Annotated in this window: 23 protein-coding genes and 2 pseudogenes; 12 read left to right on the top strand and 13 right to left on the bottom strand. The window is 71.4% G+C overall.

Annotated features, from left to right (window positions below; all coding sequences use genetic code 11):
• Window positions 1–29: 29 nt before the first annotated feature.
• Window positions 30–914, bottom strand: a complete 885-nt coding sequence (locus JKJ07_RS01500; RefSeq protein ID WP_202989321.1) for a LysR family transcriptional regulator — start codon at window positions 912–914, stop codon at window positions 30–32.
• A gap of 122 nt (window positions 915–1,036) precedes the next feature.
• Between JKJ07_RS01500 and JKJ07_RS01495 the strand changes: the two genes are divergently transcribed.
• A complete protein-coding gene (locus tag JKJ07_RS01495; RefSeq protein WP_202989320.1) occupies window positions 1,037–1,771 on the top strand; it encodes an SDR family NAD(P)-dependent oxidoreductase in 735 nt (244 codons plus the stop codon).
• A 20-nt stretch (window positions 1,772–1,791) separates the two neighbouring features.
• Window positions 1,792–2,409, top strand: a complete 618-nt coding sequence (locus tag JKJ07_RS01490) for an NADPH-dependent F420 reductase (protein WP_202989319.1) — start codon at window positions 1,792–1,794, stop codon at window positions 2,407–2,409.
• Here JKJ07_RS01490 and JKJ07_RS01485 read toward each other — a convergent pair.
• On the bottom strand, window positions 2,399–2,695 hold the full coding sequence (locus JKJ07_RS01485) for a hypothetical protein (RefSeq protein ID WP_202989318.1): 297 nt from the start codon (window positions 2,693–2,695) through the stop codon (window positions 2,399–2,401). The genes JKJ07_RS01490 and JKJ07_RS01485 overlap by 11 nt on opposite strands.
• Window positions 2,696–2,813: 118 nt before the next feature.
• On the opposite strand from JKJ07_RS01485, the gene JKJ07_RS01480 reads away from it, so the two are divergent.
• On the top strand, window positions 2,814–3,422 hold the full coding sequence (locus JKJ07_RS01480) for a hypothetical protein (protein WP_202989317.1): 609 nt from the start codon (window positions 2,814–2,816) through the stop codon (window positions 3,420–3,422).
• Between the two features lie 120 nt (window positions 3,423–3,542).
• On the opposite strand, the gene JKJ07_RS01475 is transcribed toward JKJ07_RS01480, so the two are convergent.
• From JKJ07_RS01475 to JKJ07_RS01455, 5 genes are all read right to left on the bottom strand, one after another.
• Window positions 3,543–4,568: a medium chain dehydrogenase/reductase family protein gene (locus JKJ07_RS01475; protein WP_307834087.1), complete on the bottom strand. Its 1,026-nt coding sequence runs from the start codon at window positions 4,566–4,568 to the stop codon at window positions 3,543–3,545.
• 29 nt (window positions 4,569–4,597) lie between these two features.
• Window positions 4,598–6,391, bottom strand: coding sequence for a multicopper oxidase family protein (locus tag JKJ07_RS01470; protein ID WP_202989315.1), 1,794 nt, complete (start codon window positions 6,389–6,391; stop codon window positions 4,598–4,600).
• Between the two features lie 63 nt (window positions 6,392–6,454).
• Window positions 6,455–9,352, bottom strand: coding sequence for an AAA family ATPase (locus tag JKJ07_RS01465; protein WP_202989314.1), 2,898 nt, complete (start codon window positions 9,350–9,352; stop codon window positions 6,455–6,457).
• 28 nt (window positions 9,353–9,380) lie between these two features.
• Window positions 9,381–10,253 carry an NADP-dependent oxidoreductase gene (locus JKJ07_RS51540; protein ID WP_202989313.1) on the bottom strand — a complete coding sequence of 291 codons (873 nt, stop codon included), beginning with the start codon at window positions 10,251–10,253 and terminating at the stop codon, window positions 9,381–9,383.
• Between the two features lie 3 nt (window positions 10,254–10,256).
• Window positions 10,257–10,658: a Dabb family protein gene (locus tag JKJ07_RS01455; RefSeq protein ID WP_202989312.1), complete on the bottom strand. Its 402-nt coding sequence runs from the start codon at window positions 10,656–10,658 to the stop codon at window positions 10,257–10,259.
• 198 nt (window positions 10,659–10,856) lie between these two features.
• Here JKJ07_RS01455 and JKJ07_RS01450 point away from each other — a divergent pair.
• A pseudogene (locus JKJ07_RS01450) lies at window positions 10,857–11,552 on the top strand (MFS transporter); the annotation flags it as partial.
• A gap of 33 nt (window positions 11,553–11,585) precedes the next feature.
• Entirely contained in the window at window positions 11,586–11,801 is a 216-nt protein-coding gene (locus JKJ07_RS01445) for a hypothetical protein (RefSeq protein WP_202989310.1), read from the top strand.
• A 44-nt stretch (window positions 11,802–11,845) separates the two neighbouring features.
• Here the strand turns inward: JKJ07_RS01445 and JKJ07_RS01440 are convergent, their stop codons facing one another.
• Window positions 11,846–13,045: a calcium-binding protein gene (locus tag JKJ07_RS01440; protein ID WP_307834085.1), complete on the bottom strand. Its 1,200-nt coding sequence runs from the start codon at window positions 13,043–13,045 to the stop codon at window positions 11,846–11,848.
• Between the two features lie 55 nt (window positions 13,046–13,100).
• Here JKJ07_RS01440 and JKJ07_RS01435 point away from each other — a divergent pair, with 55 nt between their 5' ends.
• The gene (locus tag JKJ07_RS01435) at window positions 13,101–14,021 is read left to right on the top strand and encodes an aldo/keto reductase (RefSeq protein WP_202989308.1); all 921 of its coding nucleotides are present in this window, start codon (window positions 13,101–13,103) and stop codon (window positions 14,019–14,021) included.
• 75 nt (window positions 14,022–14,096) lie between these two features.
• The gene (locus tag JKJ07_RS01430) at window positions 14,097–14,603 is read left to right on the top strand and encodes a hypothetical protein (protein ID WP_202989307.1); all 507 of its coding nucleotides are present in this window, start codon (window positions 14,097–14,099) and stop codon (window positions 14,601–14,603) included.
• 43 nt (window positions 14,604–14,646) lie between these two features.
• Here the strand turns inward: JKJ07_RS01430 and JKJ07_RS01425 are convergent, their stop codons facing one another.
• On the bottom strand, window positions 14,647–14,793 hold the full coding sequence (locus tag JKJ07_RS01425; RefSeq protein WP_202989306.1) for a hypothetical protein: 147 nt from the start codon (window positions 14,791–14,793) through the stop codon (window positions 14,647–14,649).
• A 150-nt stretch (window positions 14,794–14,943) separates the two neighbouring features.
• Between JKJ07_RS01425 and JKJ07_RS52175 the strand changes: the two are divergent.
• Together JKJ07_RS52175 and JKJ07_RS49455 are read left to right on the top strand one after the other, a co-directional pair.
• Window positions 14,944–15,108, top strand: a pseudogene (locus JKJ07_RS52175) (CPCC family cysteine-rich protein); the annotation flags it as partial.
• A 171-nt stretch (window positions 15,109–15,279) separates the two neighbouring features.
• Window positions 15,280–15,693, top strand: coding sequence for a hypothetical protein (locus JKJ07_RS49455; RefSeq protein WP_236028163.1), 414 nt, complete (start codon window positions 15,280–15,282; stop codon window positions 15,691–15,693).
• A 346-nt stretch (window positions 15,694–16,039) separates the two neighbouring features.
• Here JKJ07_RS49455 and JKJ07_RS01415 read toward each other — a convergent pair whose 3' ends face one another.
• The 3 genes from JKJ07_RS01415 to JKJ07_RS01405 form a co-directional block, all read right to left on the bottom strand.
• Entirely contained in the window at window positions 16,040–16,309 is a 270-nt protein-coding gene (locus JKJ07_RS01415) for a hypothetical protein (protein ID WP_202989304.1), read from the bottom strand.
• Window positions 16,310–16,491: 182 nt separating this feature from the next.
• Window positions 16,492–17,388 carry an SDR family NAD(P)-dependent oxidoreductase gene (locus JKJ07_RS01410; RefSeq protein WP_202989303.1) on the bottom strand — a complete coding sequence of 299 codons (897 nt, stop codon included), beginning with the start codon at window positions 17,386–17,388 and terminating at the stop codon, window positions 16,492–16,494.
• Entirely contained in the window at window positions 17,385–18,026 is a 642-nt protein-coding gene (locus JKJ07_RS01405; RefSeq protein ID WP_202989302.1) for an NAD(P)-dependent oxidoreductase, read from the bottom strand. Before JKJ07_RS01405 ends, JKJ07_RS01410 begins: the two co-directional genes overlap by 4 nt.
• A gap of 57 nt (window positions 18,027–18,083) precedes the next feature.
• On the opposite strand from JKJ07_RS01405, the gene JKJ07_RS51535 reads away from it, so the two are divergent.
• Together JKJ07_RS51535 and JKJ07_RS01395 are read left to right on the top strand one after the other, a co-directional pair.
• On the top strand, window positions 18,084–18,650 hold the full coding sequence (locus JKJ07_RS51535; RefSeq protein ID WP_202989301.1) for a TetR/AcrR family transcriptional regulator: 567 nt from the start codon (window positions 18,084–18,086) through the stop codon (window positions 18,648–18,650).
• Between the two features lie 96 nt (window positions 18,651–18,746).
• Window positions 18,747–19,772 (top strand): hypothetical protein, encoded by a 1,026-nt coding sequence (locus tag JKJ07_RS01395; protein WP_202989300.1) that lies wholly within the window; start codon window positions 18,747–18,749, stop codon window positions 19,770–19,772.
• Here the strand turns inward: JKJ07_RS01395 and JKJ07_RS01390 are convergent.
• Window positions 19,757–19,960, bottom strand: coding sequence for a hypothetical protein (locus JKJ07_RS01390; protein WP_202989977.1), 204 nt, complete (start codon window positions 19,958–19,960; stop codon window positions 19,757–19,759). The genes JKJ07_RS01395 and JKJ07_RS01390 overlap by 16 nt on opposite strands.
• Between JKJ07_RS01390 and JKJ07_RS01385 the strand changes: the two genes are divergently transcribed.
• Window positions 19,865–20,956 (top strand): MFS transporter, encoded by a 1,092-nt coding sequence (locus JKJ07_RS01385; protein ID WP_202989299.1) that lies wholly within the window; start codon window positions 19,865–19,867, stop codon window positions 20,954–20,956. The two genes, JKJ07_RS01390 and JKJ07_RS01385, sit on opposite strands and share 96 nt — an antisense overlap.
• Window positions 20,957–21,022: the final 66 nt, after the last annotated feature.

Genomic DNA, 21,022 nt, shown 5'->3' with positions numbered 1-21,022 from the left:
GGGAGAAACCGTGGTACAGCCTGCTGTACCTAGGGCTGCCACATCTCGTTGTTGCCGCACTCCGCCGTGATCTCGGCCGTCTCCCGGGCCGCGGCGAGGAACGCGTCGATCGCCGGCGAGGTGCGCGCCGCCGGCACGGCCAGGCACACCTGCTCGGGCGCCAGATCCGTGACGGGCACGAACACGACCTCCGGATGGGTGTAGAACACCGTCGCCGAGCGGGCCAGGAACGAGACGCCCCGGCCGGCCGCGACGTGCTCGAGGGTCTCGTCCACACCGCGTACGAGATAGCCGGCGTTGGGGTGCGGGCGCCGGGTGGGCTGCGTGCTCGCGTCGGGATGCCAGACCAACGGCTCGCCGGCCAGGTCGGCCTCGGTGATCTGCTCCTTGCCGGCCAGGCGGTGGGCCGCGGGCAGCACCGCCACCCGCGGCTCGGTGTAGAGCGGGGTGACGCGCAGGCCGGTCTCGTCGATGGGCAGGCGGACGTAGGCGACGTCGATGCGGCCGTCGAGCAGCATCGCGGCCTGGTCGTCCCATTCGATCCGCTGCACGTCCACCACGACCTCCGGCTGGCGGGTGGCGAACGCGCGGGCGGCCGGGGTGACCACGATGCCGGCCCGGAAGCCGACCACGAGCCGCCGGCTGCCCCGCGCGGCCACGGTCACCCGGTGCCGGGCCGCCTGCGCCGAGGCCAGCAGCGGGCCCGCGTCGGTCAGCAGCTGCCGACCGGCGTCGGTCAGCGCCACGCCGTGGCTGTCCCTGGTCAGCAGGGCGGCGCCGAGGTCGTGCTCCAGCGCCCGGATCTGCCGGCTCAGCACGGGCTGCGCGATGTGCAGCTCCTCGGCGGCCCGGCCGAAGTGCAGCTTGTCGGCGACGGCGACGAAATAGCGCAGCTTGCGCAGGTCCAGATCCACGGTGCCTCCCCGATCCGGCGATGCCCCGAGGGTATCGCAGCCGCCGAAAAAGGTCTTGGACGCCCATTCCGGCCGCTGCCATTCTCGAGGAGTAACCGAACCATTCATGCGATGGAGCAATCGTGGGAAAGCTTGACGGCAAGACAGCGGTAATCACCGGTGGGTCGACCGGAATGGCATTGGCCGGCGCCGAACTGTTCGTCGCGGAAGGAGCGCACGTCTTTATTCAGGCCCGGCGGCAGGACGTGCTGGACGAGGCCGTCGAGCGGATCGGCCGTAATGTCACAGCAGTTCAGGGTGACGCGGCCGACCTGGCCGACCTGGACCGCCTGTACGACACGGTCAAGCGCGAGCGGGGCTCGATCGACGTGCTGTGGGCCAGCGCCGGGATGGGCGAGCCGGCCGTCCTCGGCGAGATCACCGAGGAGCAGTTCGAGCGCGCGTTCTGGCTCAACGCGCGCGGCACCCTGTTCACCGTGCAGAAGGCCCTGCCGCTGATCAACGACCACGGCTCGATCCTCATGACCGGGTCGAACGCCTCGCTCGGCGCCTTCCCCGGCTGGAGCCTCTACGCGGGCAGCAAGGCCGTGCAGCAGGCCTGGGCCCGCGTCTGGCTCAACGAACTGCGCGACCGCAAGATCCGGGTCAACGTGCTGACCCCCGGCCAGGTCGCCACCGCCAAACAGGCCGAACTGTTCGACGAGGCGACCCGCACCGCATTCGAATCCCTCATTCCCCGCGGCGCGATGGGCCGCCCCGAGGAAATCGCCACCGTCGCTTTGTTCCTCGCCTCCGACGATTCCAGCTATGTCAACGGCCTGGAACTGGTGGCCGACGGCGGCACCACCGCCATTTAGAGACGAAAAGAGCACACGTCATGAGCACCATCACCATTATCGGTACGGGAAACATGGCCGCCACCATCGGCGCGCTCGCGGTGGCGGGCGGCAACACCGTCGAAGTCATGGGCCGCGACCAGGCCAAGGCCGAGAGCCTGGCCCAGGCCCTCGGCGGCGGCGCGACGACGGGCCGATGGGGCGCCGCGCCGGCCGGGGACATCGTCATCCTGGCCCTGCTTTACCAGGGCGTCCTGCCGGTCGTCACCGAGCTCGGGGACGCACTCGCGGGCAAGGCCCTCGTCGACATCAGCAACACGTTCAACGCCACCTTCGACGGCCTGGCCACCGAGACCTCTATCGCACAGGAAGCCGCCAAGATCGCCCCGCCCGGCACCCACGTGATCAAGGCGTTCAACACCATCTTCCGCGGCGTCCTCGAGAAGGGCCGCCCCACCGTCTTCCTGGCCGGCGACGACCCGCGATCCAAGGCGGCCGTGGCGACGTTCATCGAAAGCCTCGGGCTGCGCCCCCTCGACGTCGGCGCCCTGCCGATGGCGCACTGGCTGGAAGGAATGGGCCTGATCACGATGGGCCTGGCCGCCAACGGGGTCGGCCACTGGGACTTCGCCCTCGGCGTCAACGAGTTCAACGGCTGACCAGATAGGCGCGGGCCACCTTCCCGGCGAAGAACCGGCTCAAGCGCACAATCGTGGCCCGGCCGCCGTTTCCGGTGGCGCAGTCCAAAGTGTTGGCGGCATCGGGGACGGGCAGGCGCCAGCCGTGTCGAGCGGTCATCGGGGGCCTGAAGGGCAGCGCGGCCAGCGGCTGGGTTGCGGTGAGGTGCGGGTCGTGGTGGGCGTTGTCGTGCGGGCCGTTACAGTGCGCCTCTTCGAGGTCGTCGAACGGGGAGCACGGGATGCGGGCACGACACTGGATCGCCACGGCGGTCGTTTGTTTGGTGGTTGCAGGTTGCGGTGATGCCGCAAGCAGTGACGCCGGGGCGGGTGCCTCCACGGCTGGAAGCGCCGTCCCGAGCCAGGCACCTCCGCCTCCCGTCGCTGTGCCGTCTGAACCTGCGGCTGCGCTCGCGGCGGCCAAAGCCAGCCTCGGCCGGGAATCGGCTCGGTTCGCGCAGGTCAGCGTCAACGACCGGATTGACTACACCGGCGTGGTCGATGCCGCGACGCGGAACTGGGAGATCGTCGGTAAGGAGTTCGTTGTGCGGCGGGTCGGGCAGGTCGTGTACACGCGCGTGAGCGGCAGCATATTGGCAGAGATGCCGGCGCCGCCGGAGACGACCGATCGGCTTGCTGCCGGCGGGTGGCTCCGCACGCCGTTGCCTGTCGGCCACGAATACTCGGTCGTGTTCAATGACGCGTTCCCCTGGAACTTGGCCAATCCGGCGTCCCGGGCCACCGGCGTTCGCCGGGTCGGTGACCGGGCATTCGCGGGCACGCTCGCGGTGAAGGAGGGCGGGAAGCTGAGGGTGCGGGTCGACCTCGACGACCGGGGGCGGTTCACCGGGATCGGGCTCAGCGACGCGGCGAATCGGAAGACCACGTTCACCTTCGCTCATTTCGGGTTGCGGGCCGACATCGCTGTGCCACCGCCGGCTGACGTGGTTGAGGCGGACAGCCCGTTCCTGCTGTCCGTTCTCGGGCTCACTTAGCGGAACGTCTCAGGGGGCCGGGGGCGGTCGATCATGGTGGCTGCGTCGAGGCGGACGGAAGTGAGGACGGCGTGCCGGCGGGGAAGCGGCGGCGGCCCCCTGACCGCCGCCGCTTCGGTCTTAGTCGCGGAGCAGGATGACCTTGCCGGTGACTGTGCCTGACTCGGCTAGTTTCATTGCTTCGGGGGCTTGGCTCAGGGGGAGTGTGGCCGCGATCTGGGGCGTGATCACGCCGTCGGCCAGCAGGCTGAAGACTGACGTCAGGTCGGTGGACAGCCGCTCGCGGAACGTGGTGAGTTTGCGCTGGCCGGCCCAGAAGTTGTAGAACTTCGCGCTGCGGCCGTTGGGTGAGTTGTTCCATACGAACAGTTGCGAGAACAGTTTCATGTAGGCCAGCTGCGCCGAGCCGGGCTCGTCCTTGATTGACGCGATCCCGTATGAGACCAGCGTGCCGTGCTTGTTGAGCAGGTGCCACGACTGCTTGAGGCCCTCGCCGCCCACGTGGTCGAATACGGCGTCGGCACCGTCGGGCACCAGGTCGGCGATCCGGCGCGCCATGTCGGGGTCGCGGTAGTCGACCGGGATCGCGCCGAGCTTTTCGACCGCCGGGTGGTGGCGCGACGATGCCGTGCCGATGACTCGAATGCCGGCGTGGCGGGCCAGCTGGACCAGCGTCGAGCCGACCCCGCCGTTGGCGCCGAGGACCACAATCGTTCCCCCCGTACGCACCTCGGCCACCCGGAACAGCATCTGCCACGCGGTGACGCCGTTGACCACCACGGTCTCGGCCGCGGCCGGGTCGACGCCGGCGGGCACCGCGACCAGGTCGGCCGCGTCCACGGTGACGTGGCTGGCCCACGCGCCGACCTTGGTGACCACGGCGTAGCGGCCCCCGACCAGCGCGGAGTTCACGCCCGGTCCCACGGCGGCCACGGTGCCGACCACGTCGTAGCCGGGGACGAACGGGAACGGCGGCTGGCCGTAGTACTTGCCGCGGCGCATCTGCTGCTCGGCGAACGAGACGCCGGTGGCCTCGGCGTGCAGCACGACCTGGCCGGGGCCGGGGGCGGGCACTTCACGCGTACGGACCTGCAGGCCGTCGGGCTCCACGATGCCCGGCAGAACGATTTCGGTCGCGAGGGTCACTGCTTCGTCTTCTTTCTCAGGAAGGGGAGTCATTCGGGAAAGTCCGTGAACGGCGTCGTGACACCCGTGTACGCGAGATGCATGATCATCCCGTTGGCGCCGTGCTGGAAGTTGTGGCAGTGGTCCATCCAGATGCCGGGGTTGTCGGCCACGAACTCGATCTCGTACAGCTCGCCCCGGCCGACGTTGAGCGTGTCGGTCCACCACGGGCTCCCGGTCGCCGGCTCACCGTTGCGCGAGAGCACCCGTACGCGGTGGCCGTGCAGATGGAACGGGTGGTTGATGATGCTGCGGCTGGCGATCCGCACCCTGACCCGGTCGCCCCGGGTGACCTGCAGCGACGGCACGGCCGGGTAGAGGCGGCCGTTGATCAGGCTGCTCACGTAGCCCAGGCGGCCCTGGCTGAACCCGAAACCGTCGTCCAGGCGCAGGTCGTACGTCCGTTGATACGCCTCGGCGGCCGGGGGCGAGCCGGAGCCGTACGTCAGGGGGTCGAACTGCCCGCCGTCACCCTCCGGCGCCGCTCCGCCCTGACCGAACGTGAGGGAGGTGCTCGCGAGGGCCGCCGTCACCGGGCCGGCCGGCATCGTGAACGTCACGTCGTAGCGGCCGCCCGCCGCGAGGGTCAGCGTGGTGCCGGGTTCGAGCGGGGTGGCCCCCTCGACCGGGTTGCCGTCGATGGCGGCGACGTGGAACGGCGTACCGGAAACTCGAATTTGCTGTGCCTCCTCGGAGCTGTTGATCGCGCGCAGGCGAACGTTCTGCCCGGCCTCGGCGGCCTGGGTGGCCGGCCGGTCGTCGCGGTCGAGGGCGGTGACGTCGCCGCCGGAGCCGGGCCAGGCGTGGGTGAAGACCGTGCGCTCGAGCTCGCCGGAGGCCGGCCCGTCCTCGACGATCAGCGCGCCGAACAGGCCTTTCTTGACGTTGAGGAGGCCGTCGCGGTGGGTGTGATACCAGAACGTGCCGGCCCGGTTGGGGATGAACCGGTAGACGTGCCGGCCGCCGGGCGGGACCGCGTTCTGCGTCACCCCGGGCACGCCGTCCTCGGCGTTGGGCACGTCCACGCCGTGCCAGTGCACGGTCACGCCCTCCTCGACATTCGTGTTGACCAGCGTCACCTCGAGCAGCTGGCCCTTGCGGACCCGGATCTCGGGCCCCGGCGACGTGCCGTTGAAGCTCAGACCGTCCACCGTGGCGCCCGACGCGAGACGCACCTGGGTGCGGGCGGCGGTCAGAGCCACCCGTACGTCGGGTTTCTGCTCGCGCGGCCCGGTGAGCTGGTCGACGCTGAGCTGTCCCGAACCCCCGTGGTCGTGGCCCGGCGCCGACGCGTTGGCCTGCCCGGCCAGGGCCAGGGTGGTCGCCGGCACGAGCAGGAAGGCCGTGGTCAGCCAGGGCAGGCGGGACAGCCGGGTCCGTGACTCGCGCCAGCGGCCGACCGCGATCGAGAGCCCGGCGATGGCCGCCAGCGCCGCCGCCGAACCGGCCAGCACGAGCGGCGTGTCCTGCGGGGCGAACGGCGCCAGCAACCACCAGACCGCCAGCACCGAGCCCGCCGCGGCGACGTGCGCGGCCGTCCGGCTGGCCCGCCACGCCGCCCAGGCCGCCGGCAGCACCGCGAGCGGCACCTGCACGCTGAGCCGGGTGTCGGCCAGCAGCAGCCCGCCCGTGACCAGCAGCAGGACTGCGACGAGCAGGCGGCCCGCGGCCAGCCCGGCCAGGACGTACAGCCAAAGCCTTGACGCCTTGACACCGGCCAGGGGCGCGGCGACCAGTGTCAGGACCGCCAGCGTGAGATCGACATAGATCAGAATTGCTTGCACCGCACCACGGTGCCGCCCGGCCGCGCCTCCGCGCGTCGGCAACCGTTGCCTATCCCGTACGGCCTAGGCAGTGAGCGCGGGGTGATCCTTGAGCTGGCGGCGGGAGGTGACGCCGAGCTTACGGAAGATGTTGCGCAGGTGGGCGTCGACGGTGCGCTTGCTGACGAACAACTGCACGGCGGCCTCCTGCGAGGTGGCGCCCGACGCGACCAGCCGGGCCACCGCCGCCTCCTGCGCGGTCAGGCTGTCGAAGGAGCGCTCCGACCGCGGCTGCACGCCCACGCCGGAGGCGCGCAGCTCGTCGGCCGCCCGTCGCGCGAAGCCCTCCGCCCCGGCCGCCGAGAGCAGGTCGTGGGCCCGGCGCAGCTGCTCGATGCCGTCGTTGCGCCGGCCCTGACGCCGCAGCCACTCGCCGTAGAGCAGGTGCGCCCGACCCTCGTACGGGGTCAGCGGGGTCTCGGCCAGGCACTCGACGGCCTCCCGGAAGTGCTCCTCGACGCCGGTCACGAGCCCCCGCGCGTACGCCGCGATGCCCCGCCCGGCCTCGGTTCCGCTCGCCCGCGTGCGCTCGGTCATCGACTCCAGCGCGTCGGCGGCGACGTCGAGTTCCCGGGTGCGGACGGCCGCCTCGACCAGCTCGGCCGACGCGATCCCGGCCAGGAACAACTCATCCGGGGCGGTAGCCGCACGACCCGCCGCCAGGGCCGCCGGGTAGTCGCCCAGCCCGTTGTTGAGCAGGGCCGTGGTCCAGTGGACGTTGGTGACCTGCCCGCTGCCGTCGGCGGTCCGGGCCCGCTCCGCCGCGGCGAGCAGCTCATGGGCCTCGTCGCGGCGACCCCGCAACGCTGAGAGTTGCAGCCGCGGATAGAGCAGCGGCTGGTCACCGGCCGCGTCCGCGATCGCCGCCTCCTCGGCCAGCGCGGCCAGGGCCTTGGCGACGTCGCCGGTGAACGTCGCGTCGGTCGCGGTCTGGGCCAGGCCGAGCCGCAACAGCATCGGTGAGCCCGACTCGCGGCCCTGTTTGACCAGCCACTCGGCGATGGCGGCGATCGTCAGGGGATCCCACACCTCGGTCGAGATCATCGTGGCGAGGGCGGGCCGGAGGGTCCACGCGGGACGGCGGTCGGCGTGCAGCAGCTCGGCCAGCATCGGGATCGCCACCCGATACTGCCCGGCGGCCAGCGAGAGCAACGCCCCGAGCAGGTCGGGCTCCGACGCCGGCGGCGCTGACCGGGCCGCGGCCAGGATCTCGGGGATGAAGCCGCCGCCCCGGCCGACAGCCAGGGTCGCCTCGAGCGCGTCCAGGTAGGTCTCGCGAGCCCGATCCGCGTTCAGGACCGACAGCCGCCGGGCGCCCGCGGCCATCAGGGCGGGCCCGCTGCCGTCGCCGGGCCGGGCGAAGGCGATCCGGCCGCGCAGCAGCTCGACCCGGGCGTGCCGGACGCCGTCCAGCCCGGCGGTCTCGACGGTCGTCAGCAGCTCGCCGGCCGTGCCGCCGCTGCCCGCCTCCAGATAGGCCTGCGCCGCTTCCAACGTACGGTCGATCCGCCGGTCGGCGTCCGGCGACAGCTCGGCCGCCCGCTGCAGGAACGCCGCCGCGGCCGCCACTCCGCCCCGGGCCTGGGCCCGCGCGGCGCACCGCTGCAGGTCGTCGGCGACCTCGGCGTCCGGGGTGACGGTGGCCTGGGCCCGATGCCAGGCCCGCCGGTCGGGGGCGGTGACCGGGTCGGTGACCTCGGCCAGTTCCCGGTGGGCGGAACGGCGGTCCTGGGCGCTCGCGGCCCGATAGACCGCCGACCGGGCCAGCGGATGGCAGAAGCGGACCCGGGTGCCGAACTCGGCCAGCTCGACCGCCGCGGCGTCGGCGCCCGCATGCTCGACGCCGAGCCGACCGGCGGCCGCCCAGACCAGGGTGGGATCGCCGGTCGGCTCGGCGCTGGCGACGGTCAGCAGCAGGCGGGCGTCCCGGGTGAGGCCGTCGAGACGGGACTGGAACGCCTGCTCGATGCGGTTGGGCACCGACCCGGTGGCGGGCAGCGCGAAGCCCCCGGCCAGGGGCAGCTCGAGCAGGGCGAGCGGGTTGCCACCGGCCTCGGCGACGAGCCTGTCCCGCACCCGCTCATCGAGCGCGAACGGGCTGCGGGCGGTCAAAAGGTGGCGGGCGCTCTCGTCACTGAGCCCGGTGACTGCGAGCGTGGGCAGCGCACTTTGCTCCCCGACAACCGACTCGCCACCAGTAGTCGGCTGCCTTGCGCCCGCTTCGGGTATCTCGCCGGCTGCCACGCCCGTCTCTTCTCGCGAGACGGAAAGGTACAGAGGCGTCTCATGATGGGGCGCCGACTGTCTGACGGCGATCAGGATGGCGATCGGTTCGGCGCCGATCCGGCGGGCCAGGAAAGCCAGGGCCCGTGACGAGGCGGTGTCGAGCCATTGCGCGTCGTCGATCAGGCACAGCAGGGTTCGTTCGCGGGCGGCCGCGGCCACGAGTTCGAGCGCCGCCAGCCCCACGCGGAACGGATCGGGAACGCCGGCCGCGAGCCCGAACGCCACCCGCAACGCCTCGCGGTGACGGTCCGGCAACTCGTCGGCATGGTGCAGGATCGGCACGCAGAGCTGATGCAGGGCGGCGTACGGAAATTCCTGCTCGAACTCGGCCCCCGACGCTTGCACGACCTGGAAACCGGTGGCGACCTGCTCCGCCTGGTCCAGCAGGGCGGTCTTGCCGATGCCCGCCTCGCCGGTCAGCACCAGCGCGCCGCCCTGGCCCGCGGAGGCGGCCGCGATCAGCTGAGCGACCCGGCCCGCCTCCACCTCCCGACCGACCAGCGCGCCGTCACGACCCGCCCGCACGTTGTCCCGGGGTGTCCGGGTGCCGGCTTCGCGCGTACGGGAAAGCTCCTGGCCCACGCGTGCGCCGTCGCGGTTGGCGGGCGCCTCGGGTCGCTGCGGGGCTGGTTGCATGGAGCAAACGGTAGTTGATCGCCGATTTCTAGACGATGACGACGATCTTGCCGTGGCGGTGACCGCGTTCGACGTGGGCGTGGGCATCGGCGATCTTCTCCAGCGGATAGCTCGCCTCGACCCGCGGCGTGTAGTCGCCCGACTGGCCCAGCCATGACACCTCGGCCAGGTGCGCGGCCGCGTTGGCCAGCGGTTCGGCCAGGGTCACCCCGAGCGCGGCGGCGGTGTAGTCGGCCACCGTCGCGACGCGGGCGGCGTCCCCGGTCAGCGCGATCAGGGCGGCCAGCGTGCCCGCGCCCGCGGTGTCCAGCGCCAGCTCGATGCCGTCCGGCGTTTCCCCGTACGCGACCGGCGACGCCCCCAGCGTACGGAGATAGTCGTGGTGCTCCGGGCGGGCCCGGCCGATCACCCGAGCGCCCCGGGCCACGGCGATCTGCACGGCGGCCGACCCGACCCCGCCGGCCGCCCCCTCGACGAGCAACGTGCGGCCGGTGAGCTCGCCCAGCGCCTCGAGCCCGGCCATCGCCGTCACCGAGACCAGCCCGGCCGCGGCCCCCTGCTCGAACGACCACGTGCCGGGCAGCCGGGCCGAGAACGGCAGCACCGCGAACTCGGCCGCCCCGGCGTGGGTCAGCCCGAACACCCGGTCGCCGGCCCGCACGCCGCTCACCTGGTCACCGACCTCGTCCACGACCCCGGCCGCGTCGGCCCCCGGGATCGCGGGCAGCGGCGTCGGGACAGCCTCGGCCAGGTGACCGGCCCGGATCTTCCAGTCGATCGGGTTCACGCTGGTGGCGGCCACCCGGATCCGAACCTCGTGCGGCCCGGCGTGCGGTTCCGGCACATCCTCCACGGTGAGCACGCCGGGTTCCCCGTACGCGTGAAATCGCACTGCCCGCACCGATCAGCCCTCCAGCCCGGAGCCGCTGTTGGGTAGGTCCCGGACGAGCCTGGCCAGCTCCGGCAACGCCGCGTACCGCCGCTGGTGCAGGGCCGCGACCTTGGCGCCGAACTCCGGATCCGGGTCGTCAGTGGTGTCGTACGAGATGAACCTCTCCACCAGCGGCAGCCCGATCTCGTCGGAGCGCAGGTGCGCCGGATGCATCAGATAGGCCCAGTACCCGTCAAGGTCGTCGAAGACAAAGGTGGCGCCCCACTGAAACTCGCCACCGACCTCCCGCCCGACCAGGAACTGCCTGACGGCGGAGATCTCGCGGCCCTGATTCTGCAGGCTGGCGAGCAACTCACCCTGCTGCGCCTCGGTGACGCCATCCTTCAACGTGCTGCGAAAGTGGTGATAGATCATGCCCGAAATCGTCGTGGGGCTGGCTGGGCCCGCGCATCGGCAAGCGATGCCTAGGTAGGGTGCACGGCATGTCGAGTCCCGAGTCGGATGCCTCGGGGGCTGCCGGTCACACCGCCAGCCCCGCGCAACGCTGACTGCCCGGGCGGCTGGCCGTGGTGACGAGAAGACCCTCGTTGATCTCTCACCTCGGAGCACTCGATGCCCTTCGCCCTCGGCCTCTCCAGGCGGCTGACCGGCGCCAACGTCGGCCCCTCACCCGAGCCGGCCGAAAGCCGCCCGCCGGACCTGGCCGCGGAGCTTCGCGTGTTGCGGTCGCGCCAACTCCTCCTCGCGATGCTGTTCGCCGCGCTGATCAACGGCGGAACCTTCGCGGCCTTCACCTTCCTGGCGCCGGTCGCGACCGGGGTAGCCGGGCTCGGGGCGGCCTGGATCCCCGTCGTGCTGGTGCTTTTCGGCGCCGGATCGTTCCTCGGAGTCATGATCGCCGGTCGCCTGTCGGACCGGCAGCCCGGCCTGGTCATCGGGGTCGGCGGCCCGCTCCTGGCGGCCGGTTGGGCCGCCCTCGCTCTGCTGGCCGCGCATCCGGTGGCGTTCCTGAGCCTCGTCCTCGCGCAGGGGGTGCTGTCCTTCGCGGTCGGCAGCACGCTGATCACCCGGGTCCTGTACGCCGCCACGGCCGCCCCGACGACGGGCGGGTCGTACGCGGCGGCCGCGCTCAACATCGGGGCCACAGCCGGACCGGCGCTCGGAGCGGCCGCGCTCACCACCAGAGCCGGCGCGACGGCTCCCATCTGGATCGCGGCGGAGCTGACAGCGGTTGCGCTCGCGGCGCGATTTTCTCCTTGGTGGACAGAAAGCCGCTGCTCAGAGCCGATCAAGCGGCCACGGCGATAGCATCCGGCGCAACAACGAAACGGGGGTACCGCTATGAGATCGACATTCCATCGCACCCTCAGCACGGTGGCCGTGGCCGGGGCGCTCGTGGCGACCACCGGCGTCATCGGCGTCGCGGCGGCCGCGCTCAACGCCAAGCCGCTACGAGCCGAGCTCGTGCCGGGTTCCTCGTCGAGCACGGTCGAGGCCAAGCCGCTGCGGGCGGAGAAGGCCCCGCACGCCTTGTTCAAGCCACTGCGCGCCGAGTGAGCGTAGGGCCCGCCGCTCCACCGAGGTGGAGCGGCGGCTCCGGATCAGGAGAGCAGGCGCTCGCAGTTGACCACCGTGTCGCCGGCGTCGTGGCCGCATTCGTCGCCGGCCGCGGTGTTCACGCCGCCGTCGATCACGTCTGTGGTGGCCTTGTCGACGACGTCCCAGCCGCGCAGCATGTCGTCGCCGGCCTCGCCGTAGAGCTTGTCGCGGCCCTCGTCGCCGCTCAGGTCGTCGTTGCCCGCGCCGCCGCGGATCACGTCGTTGCCGGCCCCGCCGAAGATCACGTTGGCCGCCGCGTTGCCGGTCAGCACGTCGCTGCCCCGGCCGCCCTCGATGGTCTCGACGTCGGCTCCGACCAGGTCGCCCTCGCCGGCCTGACCGTCGTCGGCGGCCCCGTCCAGGTCGACCGTCACCGGCTCGACGTGGCTCGAGTAGTCGACGTTGTCGCGACCCGGCCCGCCCCGCATGACGTCCCGGTCGATCTCGGCCACGGTGAACTCGCCGCTCAGATTGTCGTCGCCGGTGCCCCCGTCGAGCAGGTCGCGGCCGCGTTCGCCGTACAGGCCGTCGTTGCCCGGCCCGCCGTAGAGGTGGTCGCCCGCGGGCCCGCCGCGCAGCGAGTCGTTGCCGTTGCCGCCGTAGAGCCGGTCGGCGCCCGTACCCGGTTCGCCGCCCACACCGTGCTCGCCGAAGAGCGCGTCGTTGCCGTCCCCGCCCGAGAGCGCGTCGTTGCCACCGCCGCCCTGCAGCCGGTCGTTACCGCCGAGCCCCCAGATCGCGTCGTTGCCGACCGGGCCGCCGGTGATCGGGTCGCCCTCGAGGATGTCCGCCTTGGGCCCGCCGGTGATCCGGTCGCTGCCATAACCCCCGTACGCGGTCATCGACAGGTCGCTCTTGTTGACGATGACGTCGTTGCCCTCGTACGTGTAGATCGCGACCCGCGTCGGCGTCGACTTCGTCGTACAGCGGGCCTTGGTCTTGTCGCCGCTGACCAGCTTGCACCCCGTGCCGGCCTTGATGGCGACCACGTCGTCGATGGTGACCGTCAGCCCGGAGCGCGTGACCACCACATTGTTGTTGACCTTGACGGCCTGCATCTCGGCCGCCTTGTACTGCACCAGCGTGCCCGCGATCGACGCGATCCCCGGCACGGTCGCGGCGTCGGCGGGCAGCACGACCACGCCGACCCCCACCGCGGCCAGCACTGCCACTCCGGCCCCGGCCACCCAAGCTTTTCGCACGCGCGGATAGTAGACCTTGACTTCGAGCGCACTCGAAGGGGCAGCATCGATCGGCATGACAGAGATCGTGCTGGGCGCCATGCTGTTCGGAACCACCATCAACGAGCGGGATTCGCACGCCCTGCTCGACCGCTTCGTCGAGCTCGGCGGCCGGTGGATCGACACCTCCAACAACTACGCGTTCTGGTTGCACCCGTCCGGGCTGGGCGGGCACAGCGAGCGGGTGATCGGGAGCTGGCTGGCCGCGCGGCCCGGGATGCGCGACCGGGTGCTGATCAGCACGAAGGTGGGGGCCGAACCCACCGACCCGGCCCGCGGGCTCGACGCGATGGAGGGGCTGTCGGCGGCCACGATCCGGCAGGCCATGACCGGGAGCCTCGAACGGCTCGGGGTCGACCACGTCGACATGTACTGGGCGCATGTGGAGGACCGGTCGGTGCCGCTCGCCGAGACCGCCGGGGCGTTCGAGGAGTTGCGCCGCGAGGGGCTGACCCGGCGTACGGGGGCCTCGAACACCCCGGCCTGGCGCGTCGAGCAGGCGCGGGGGCTGGGCTGCGACTGGTCGGCTTTACAGCTGCGGCACTCCTACGTCCAGCCGCGTCCCGGGGCGGCCCTGGAGTCGTGGTCGCACCGGCAAGTCTTCCCCGAGACCCTGGATTACGTACGTTCCACGTCCGGGCTGGACCTGTGGGCGTACTCGCCGCTGATCAACGGGGCGTACGGCCGGGCCGACCGTCCCCTGGAGGAGGCGTATAACCATCCCGGCACCGACCGGCGTACGGCGGCCTTGATCGACGTGGCCCGTGAGCTGGGCGTCACGCAGAACCAGGTCGTGCTGGCGTGGCTGCTCGGCGGCGACCCGCAGGTGTGGCCGATGGTCGGCGCGAGCACGGTCGACCGGCTCGACGAGGTCATGGCCGCGCGCGACGTCAAGCTTGATTCGGCCGTACGGGATAAACTCGACACCGCGAATTAAGACGGAGACAGAACCGCGGGGTGCCTCCATCCGTTACCCTGCGAGACTGCACCGCTGATTTCGGGAGTTGCCTGCATGAAGAAGTCCCTCGTCGCGCTGATCGTCGTCGCCGTGGCCGGCTCCACGGCCGCCATCGCCGGCACCGCCGCCGCCCAGGAGCGCCCCGCCCCGGCCGTTGTTCAGGCCGCACCCGCGCCCGCTCCCGCGACGAAGGTTCCCGCGCCGGCCGTCAAGTCCGCCGACAAGGGCCTCACCTACTCCCAGTCGGGCAAGGTCGTCACCGTCAAGAAGGGCTCGGCCCGGGTCGCCACGGTCACGCTGACCTCGGTCACCTACGCCGCGAAGTCCGCCCGGGCCGTCCTCTCGGTCAAGGCCACCCGCCCGTTCACGATCGACCCGTCGCTGTTCACCGTCTACGACCTGCAGGGCTACGAGAACGACCCGGCCCAGACCAAGCCCGTACGGTTCGAGCACGGCACCGGCACCCTCAAGCTGACCTTCCCCAAGACCGCCGCGAAGCCGATGGCGCTGGGCTGGGTCCCGCAACTCGACCGCGAAGCCGCCGCCGTCTGGGAGCGCTGAGCCAGGGCCCTCGCGGACCCCGGCGTGTTCTCAGCCCTGGTTCTCAGACGCAGCGTTGCAGGATGTTGTCCCAGCTGGTGCTGCCGGGGCACGTCACCGCCTGGGCGGTCCCGGCCGCCGCGGGGGCGAACAGGGCGATGACGACGGCCGAGACGATCGCGGCCAGGAATCGGGTACGACGAGCGCGCATGGCCATTCCTTTCGAGGAAGGGTGCGAGGAAGCGCCTCATGGTCCCACAGATCGCGCTCGGCGGGAGCCGGCCGTGCGCCCGGCATCGCGTTACCCCGCCGTGCTCAGCCCACGCCCACGGGGCTGCTCAGGTAGTGCAGAGTATCCTCCGTGGACCTTGCCTACGCCTGCGTGTGCTGCGGCTGTCGGACGATCTCGGAGCCGCCGGGATCGCATGAGATCTGCCCCGTCTGCGGCTGGGAGGACGACATCCATCAGCTCCGCTGGCCGGACCGGCCCGGTGGCGCGAACGAGCCGTCGCTGATCGAGGCCCAGCGAGCACTCCGCCCCGCGGATCGAGCGGACTACGAACGCGAGCCCTCCTGGCGTCCGATCGACCTCAGCCATGATCGGTTCGAACCGCACGGCGGCCCGTTGGCTCCGTGGCCCGAGGACCGTACGGTCCTCTATTGGTGGCGCCAGTCCTGGTGGCAGGGGATCCCACCCGTGGCCCTGAAGTTCGACGCGAACGCTGATGCCCGGTTCGCCGAGGCGGTCCGGGCCGTCGCCGCCATGGCACCACCGGCGGATCCCGACAACCTCTCCGGCATGGCGGTCGACTTCGACCACTACCTGTGGCGGTGCCCGTCGATCCGGCACGTCGACGTCACTGCCGGCGAGGACCCGGCCCGTCTACTGACGGCCCATTGCCAAGCCGAACAAGCGGCGTCACCGGAGCGAGTAGCAGCGGAGATCGAGCAAGCTTGGCTGCAGGACCTCCGCTATGCCGACTGGGAGACCCACTTCCTGCGAGTCACCTCGACGTCGGTCCGCCTCGCCGTGGCAACGATGATCGACAAAGCCGGCTACTACATCACCGGGTCGATCATCGTCGGCTGGACCGAACCGACCGTTCCCTGAAACGGTCCGGCGACGAGAGGCGAGAACGCACCAGCCGTCGACGCCGGCCTCACCGGCTGAGGCCCTCTGGCTCCCCACAGCCCCTGACTGTGCATTCATGAGGGCCCGAACCGATCGCTCTTGAACGACCGGGCGATGAGAGGCGCTCGGCGCAGCGGGCACGGGACCTCTTGTAGACAGAAAAGGCCAGCGGTGCTTTGTGCGTCATGATTCGCAATGAACCGGACGGCGGCATCGGTCGCTCGGCGACGTGTGAATCGATGCGGACTGAAGGGCCGCTTCGCCGGGATCGACCTGGACCGGGCTGACGGCGCGTCATGTCGGCGGCCCGGCCCAAGACAGCATCTCAACAGGGTTGGACGGACCAGCTCAGCGGCGCGCCGTCGGCGAATCGTCCGAGGAGGGCGGAGCTGCCACCGGCGACCGGCACGCAGGACGGCGAGGGGTTGCCGCCGACGACGGCACGCAGGCGGACGGTAGACGAGCCACAGTTGCGGTATCCGACATACCTGTCGTTACCCTGCACCCAGCTGTTGGCGCCGCAAGGGTCAGCCTGTGCAGGCGCGGCGGTCAGGGCGACGGCGGACAATGAACCGGTGATGGCGATCGTGCCCATGACCAGGATTTTTCGTAGGCGCATCTGACTTCTCCGATCTCCTGAAGCGAGCTGTCAACGACTTCTCGTGCTCCAGTTGTGGAGCACGAACGGCGACCCCGTCATTACTTACGGGCCCGCAACGAGTCTTGAATACGAATCGGCGCCCCTCTTGAAGTCCGGACGATCCCGGACGCCCGCGGTCAGGTGGCGAAGTGGGACTCGCTCAGGGCGAGCAGTCGCTCCTGCATGGCGACGTCGTGGGAGATCGGTGGGGTGGTCGCGGCCAGGCCTTGGTTGAAGTACTGGCCGGTGACGCCCTCGAGAGCGGGGTCGGTGGCGATGCGCAGTGCGGTGGCGGCGCCGTCGGTGGGGGTGAGCATCGTGCGGCGGATGAGGGTGCCGAACGGGCGGAGCAGGGCCGGCACCAGGTCGTCGATGATGTCGGTGGCGACGATGCCGGGGTGGACGGCGTTGACGGTGACGCCGTCGGGGGTGAAGGAGCGCGCGAGGGCGTAGCCGGCGGTGACGGTCATCAGCTTTGCCCGCGCGTACGCCTCGAAGGGAACGAAACCGTCCGGTGGGTTGAGGGCGGCCAGGTCGTCCACGCCGGTGAGGTCCAGGGTCGCCGGGCGGGGCTTTCCGGCGAGTTTGAGCTGGCGGGTGTCGTTGAGGGTGTCGCTGGCGACGTTCACGACGCGGGCCCGGCCGCGCCGCAGCGGTGCGCCCAGGCGGGTCATCAGCCCGTACGCGGCGAGGTAGTCGAGCGCGATGTGCATCTCGACGCCGTCGGCCGAGGTGCGGCGGTCGGGGAAGTGGGCGCCGGCGTTGTTGACGAGGATGTGGATCTGCTCGTAGCGGTCCTCGATGACTTGCGCCGCCGTACGGAGGTCGTCGCGGCGGGACAGGTCGCCGGGGATGATGTCGAGCCGGTGCTGGTTGTCCGGGCCGACGTGGGCGCGCAGGGCGTCGGCGCGGGCCGGGTCGCGGGCGATGGTCACGACCCGGGCGCCCGCGTCGATCAGGGCGGCGGCGATCATCTTGCCCATGCCGCCGGTGGCTCCGGTGACGACCGCGGTGCGCGGCGAGAGACCGGTCATCGGGCGATCCTCGGGTAGGCGCGCACGTATCGGGGGTGCTCGGCCTCGTCGATCAGGAAGGCGGCCAGGTCGGCGCGGCCTACGGAACTCCATACGTGGATCGGCAGATCGGTGCCGACTCGGTTGGTCGCGGTGGCCGGACGGTCGGACAGCTTGGGCGGGCGCACGATCGTCCAGTCGAGATCGGAGGAGGCGATCAGCGGTTCCATCGTCTCCTTGTCGCGCATGCGGTCGGCCACGCCGGCCCACACCGCGAGGGAGTAGAGCGACCGGTCGTGCGTCTCCAGCACCCCGTGGGCGCTGACGGCGATCAGGCGCGTCACCCCGGCCGCCTTCATCGCGGTCAGCGTGGTGCGGATGCCGTCGGTGCACACCGTCGTCGGGCCCTTCCCGGCGCCGCCGAGGGTGCTGATCACGGCGTCCGCGCCGGTCAGGGCCTCGGTCAGCGCCGACGTGGCGTGAACGTCCGGCCAAATCGCCTCGGTCAGCCGCTCGCGCCCGGCGAACGTCGCGGGACGCCGTACGCAGGCTGTGACTGTGTGCCCCCGCTCGAGCGCTGACGTCACCACGTGGCGTCCGGTCGTCCCGGAGGCTCCGACGACGGCCACCTTCAGTATCTGTGAAACATCCTGTCTCATAGTTGGAGTATGGGGTCGCGGGAAACTATGAGTCAAGTTGTCTCGTAAGCTGAGGCGGTGAACACCGAGACGGACCCGCGCTTCCAGCGCAGTCAGCAGGCCATCCTCACCGCCGCCCGGGAGCTGCTGCTCGAGAAGGGCCCGGTCGCGGTGACGCACGTGCAGGTGGCGGAGCGGGCCGGGGTGGGACGGGCGACCGTCTACCGGCATTGGCCGCGCACCGATCAGCTGCTTGCCGAGGCGATGGCCACCGTACGGATGCCGCTGCTGGACAACCCGACCGTCCCGACGCGACAGTGGCTGACGCGCGAACTGACCGCGCTCGCCCGTCAACTCGACCTCGACGACGTACGAGCCGTGGCCGTCACGCTGGCCGGCACCGCACCCTGGGACGAGCAGATGAACGCCCGCCGCGCCCAGTTCGCCAAGATCCTGGCCGACCGCCTCGCCGACGCCCTGGACGCGGCCCAGACCCGCGGCGAATTGCGCCTGTCCCTGCCCAGTCGCGACGCCGCGGCCCTCGCCATCGGCCCGATCTACTACCGCAGCACAATCGAACACGCTTCCGCCGATGCGGCCCTCATCGAAGCCGTGATCACCGTGGTCGGCACCTGGGTGGACTGAAGGAGGTAGGTGGTTCGGCCGGGCGTCGACTTTGGTCGAGCCGCGATCGACTCCGGACCGATGCGCCGCCGGGAGCCGTTCTGCGAGGTTGGGGCGATGGGTGCCAGCCGAGTCGTGCGCAGTCCGGTGCTGCTTGTCCTGCTCGTCGCGCCGTTCTTCGGGGAGGGGTTGTCGGGGTCCAGCCCGCCGTTCGAGCTGCTGCTGCCCTGGAATCTCGCCTTCATGGCCGCCCTGTACGGCTGCGGGGCTCTCGTCTGCCGCGAGGTCGCCCACCGCTTCGGCCTCGGGTTCACCGGGCTGGTTCTGCTCGCGATCGCGTACGCCGTGTGGGAGGAGGCGCTCGTCGATCGGTACTGGTTCTTCCCGCAGTTCTGGGCGGACTCCGGGGTCGGCACCTACAGCGTCGTCTGGCACACGAACGTGCTGCTCGCGACGCACCTCACGGTGTTCCACACGGCGCTCAGCATCTGTGCGTCCGTCCTGGTCGTCGAGTGGTTCCTCCCACAAGCCAGAGCCCGTACGTGGGTCGGCCGCCCCGGGCTCGTGCTGGCCGGGCTGGTGCTGGCCGCAACACCGGTGATCTACGGCGAGTTCGACCAGCGCCCGCCGATTCCGGTGCTCGTGGCGGCCGGGGCCCTGCTGATAGCGGTGGTCGTGACCGCCTTCCTGGTCGGCCGCAGGCGGCGGTCGGCCTCCGCGACGTTCAGCCGGCGGCGTCCAGATACCGCGATGCTCGGCGATGATGTGCCCCGGCCGCGACGGGGACTCGGGGTGCTCGCCTTCGCCTGCCTGGCCGCACACTGGATCCTGACCTACGCGGTCGCCGAAACGGGACTGGTCTGGCCGTTGGGCGTGGCGCTGTCACTGCTGCCGGTCGCTATCGGTCTCGTCCTGGTGCCGCGTCTCGCCGTGACTGGGCCGTACGGGTCAGATGGGAGACGGGTGGTGGCCGGTCTGCTCGCCTTCTTCGTGCTGCTCGACCTGCTCATCGCGCTGGTCGGCCAATACGACATGGTCCTCAGCGCGATCGCCGCCGCCTGGCTCGCCTGGTGGCTGTACACCCGGCGAGCCGCCACCGGCCTCGAGGCAGCAGACCGACCGCCGCCTCATCCAGTCGGCTGAACCCTTGTCGCCCAGCTCGGCACCCAGGTCCCGGCGGTGGCGAGGCGGGGGATCGCGGCGGCGAGGTGCTTCCGGAAGGCGGCCAGCGCCGGATGGGCGTTGTCGCGATGCCACAGCAGCGAGTGCGGATAAACCGGCGTCGGGTCGGTCACCGGAATGCGGCGCAGACCGTGCCCGGCCGGCCACACCAGCCGGGTCTGCGCGCCGATGAAAGTGGCCAGCGCTGGCGTGTCGGCGACGGTGTCGAGCAGCGCGTCGGCGCCCAGGTTGGGCCCGGTCGCCTCGATGGTGAGGCCGAACTCGGCCGCCAGCTCGTCGTAGTAGGCGGTCCATTCGGAGCCGGGGGAGAGGCCACCACCTGGACCGCCACCGTGCTCGGCCCGCCCCTCGGCAACGCGGCGCTAGGCCTGCTCGGACCGGTCACCACCGTGGTCATCGACGCGTTCAGCTACCTGCTCTCCGCCCTGGGCCTCCGCGCGATCGGCGGCCCCGAGCCCCGCCCCGCCCGCGCCGACGCCCCCCGGCTCCGAGCCCGCGACCTGCTCGGCGGCTGGCGGCACATCCTGAACCACCCCGCCCTGCGCCTGCTTTTCTTCAACACGGTGCTGGTCAACGGCTTGATCCTGGCCACCGCGCCACTGCTGGCCGTGCTCATGCTCAACCAGCTCGGCTTCGCCTCCTGGCAGTACGGCCTCGCCTTCGGCATACCGTGCCTCGGCGGCCTGCTCGGTTCGCGCCTGGCCCGGCCCCTCGTCGCAAGCTTCGGCCAGCATCGGGTGCTGCGCACCGCCGGCGCCCTACGAGCGTGCTGGCCGATCGGCCTCGCCTTCATGGGCCCCGGCACTCCCGGCCTGATCCTGGTTCTCGTCGTCCAGTTCGCCCTGGTCACCTGCGTGGGCGTCTTCAACCCGGTGTTCGCGACCTACCGCCTCGACCAGACCGCCCCCGACCGGGTCGTCCGCACCTTGTCCGCGTGGTCGGTCACCAGCAACGCCACCGTCGCCGCCCTGACCGCCCTCTGGGGCCTGCTCGCCACCGCCACCAGCCCCCGCGTCGCCATCGCCACCGCCGGCCTCCTGCTCCTGACCACCCCGCTCCTGCTACCCCGCCACACCCAGGAAGATCCCGTCATGACAGGGACGCACTTGCCCCCGCCACAACCTCGTACGCCGGGGCCGACGTAGCGACCCGGGTCGTCGAGCTGGCCCGTGCCTCTCAGGCACCCGTCGTCCTGGTCCGCGTCACCGGAT

It is taken from the genome of Paractinoplanes lichenicola (genome assembly GCF_016785085.1).
Lineage (GTDB): Bacteria > Actinomycetota > Actinomycetes > Mycobacteriales > Micromonosporaceae > Actinoplanes > Actinoplanes lichenicola.
The sequence above is the reverse complement of the archived record's forward strand: the minus strand, read 5'-3'. Positions and strand labels throughout refer to the sequence as shown.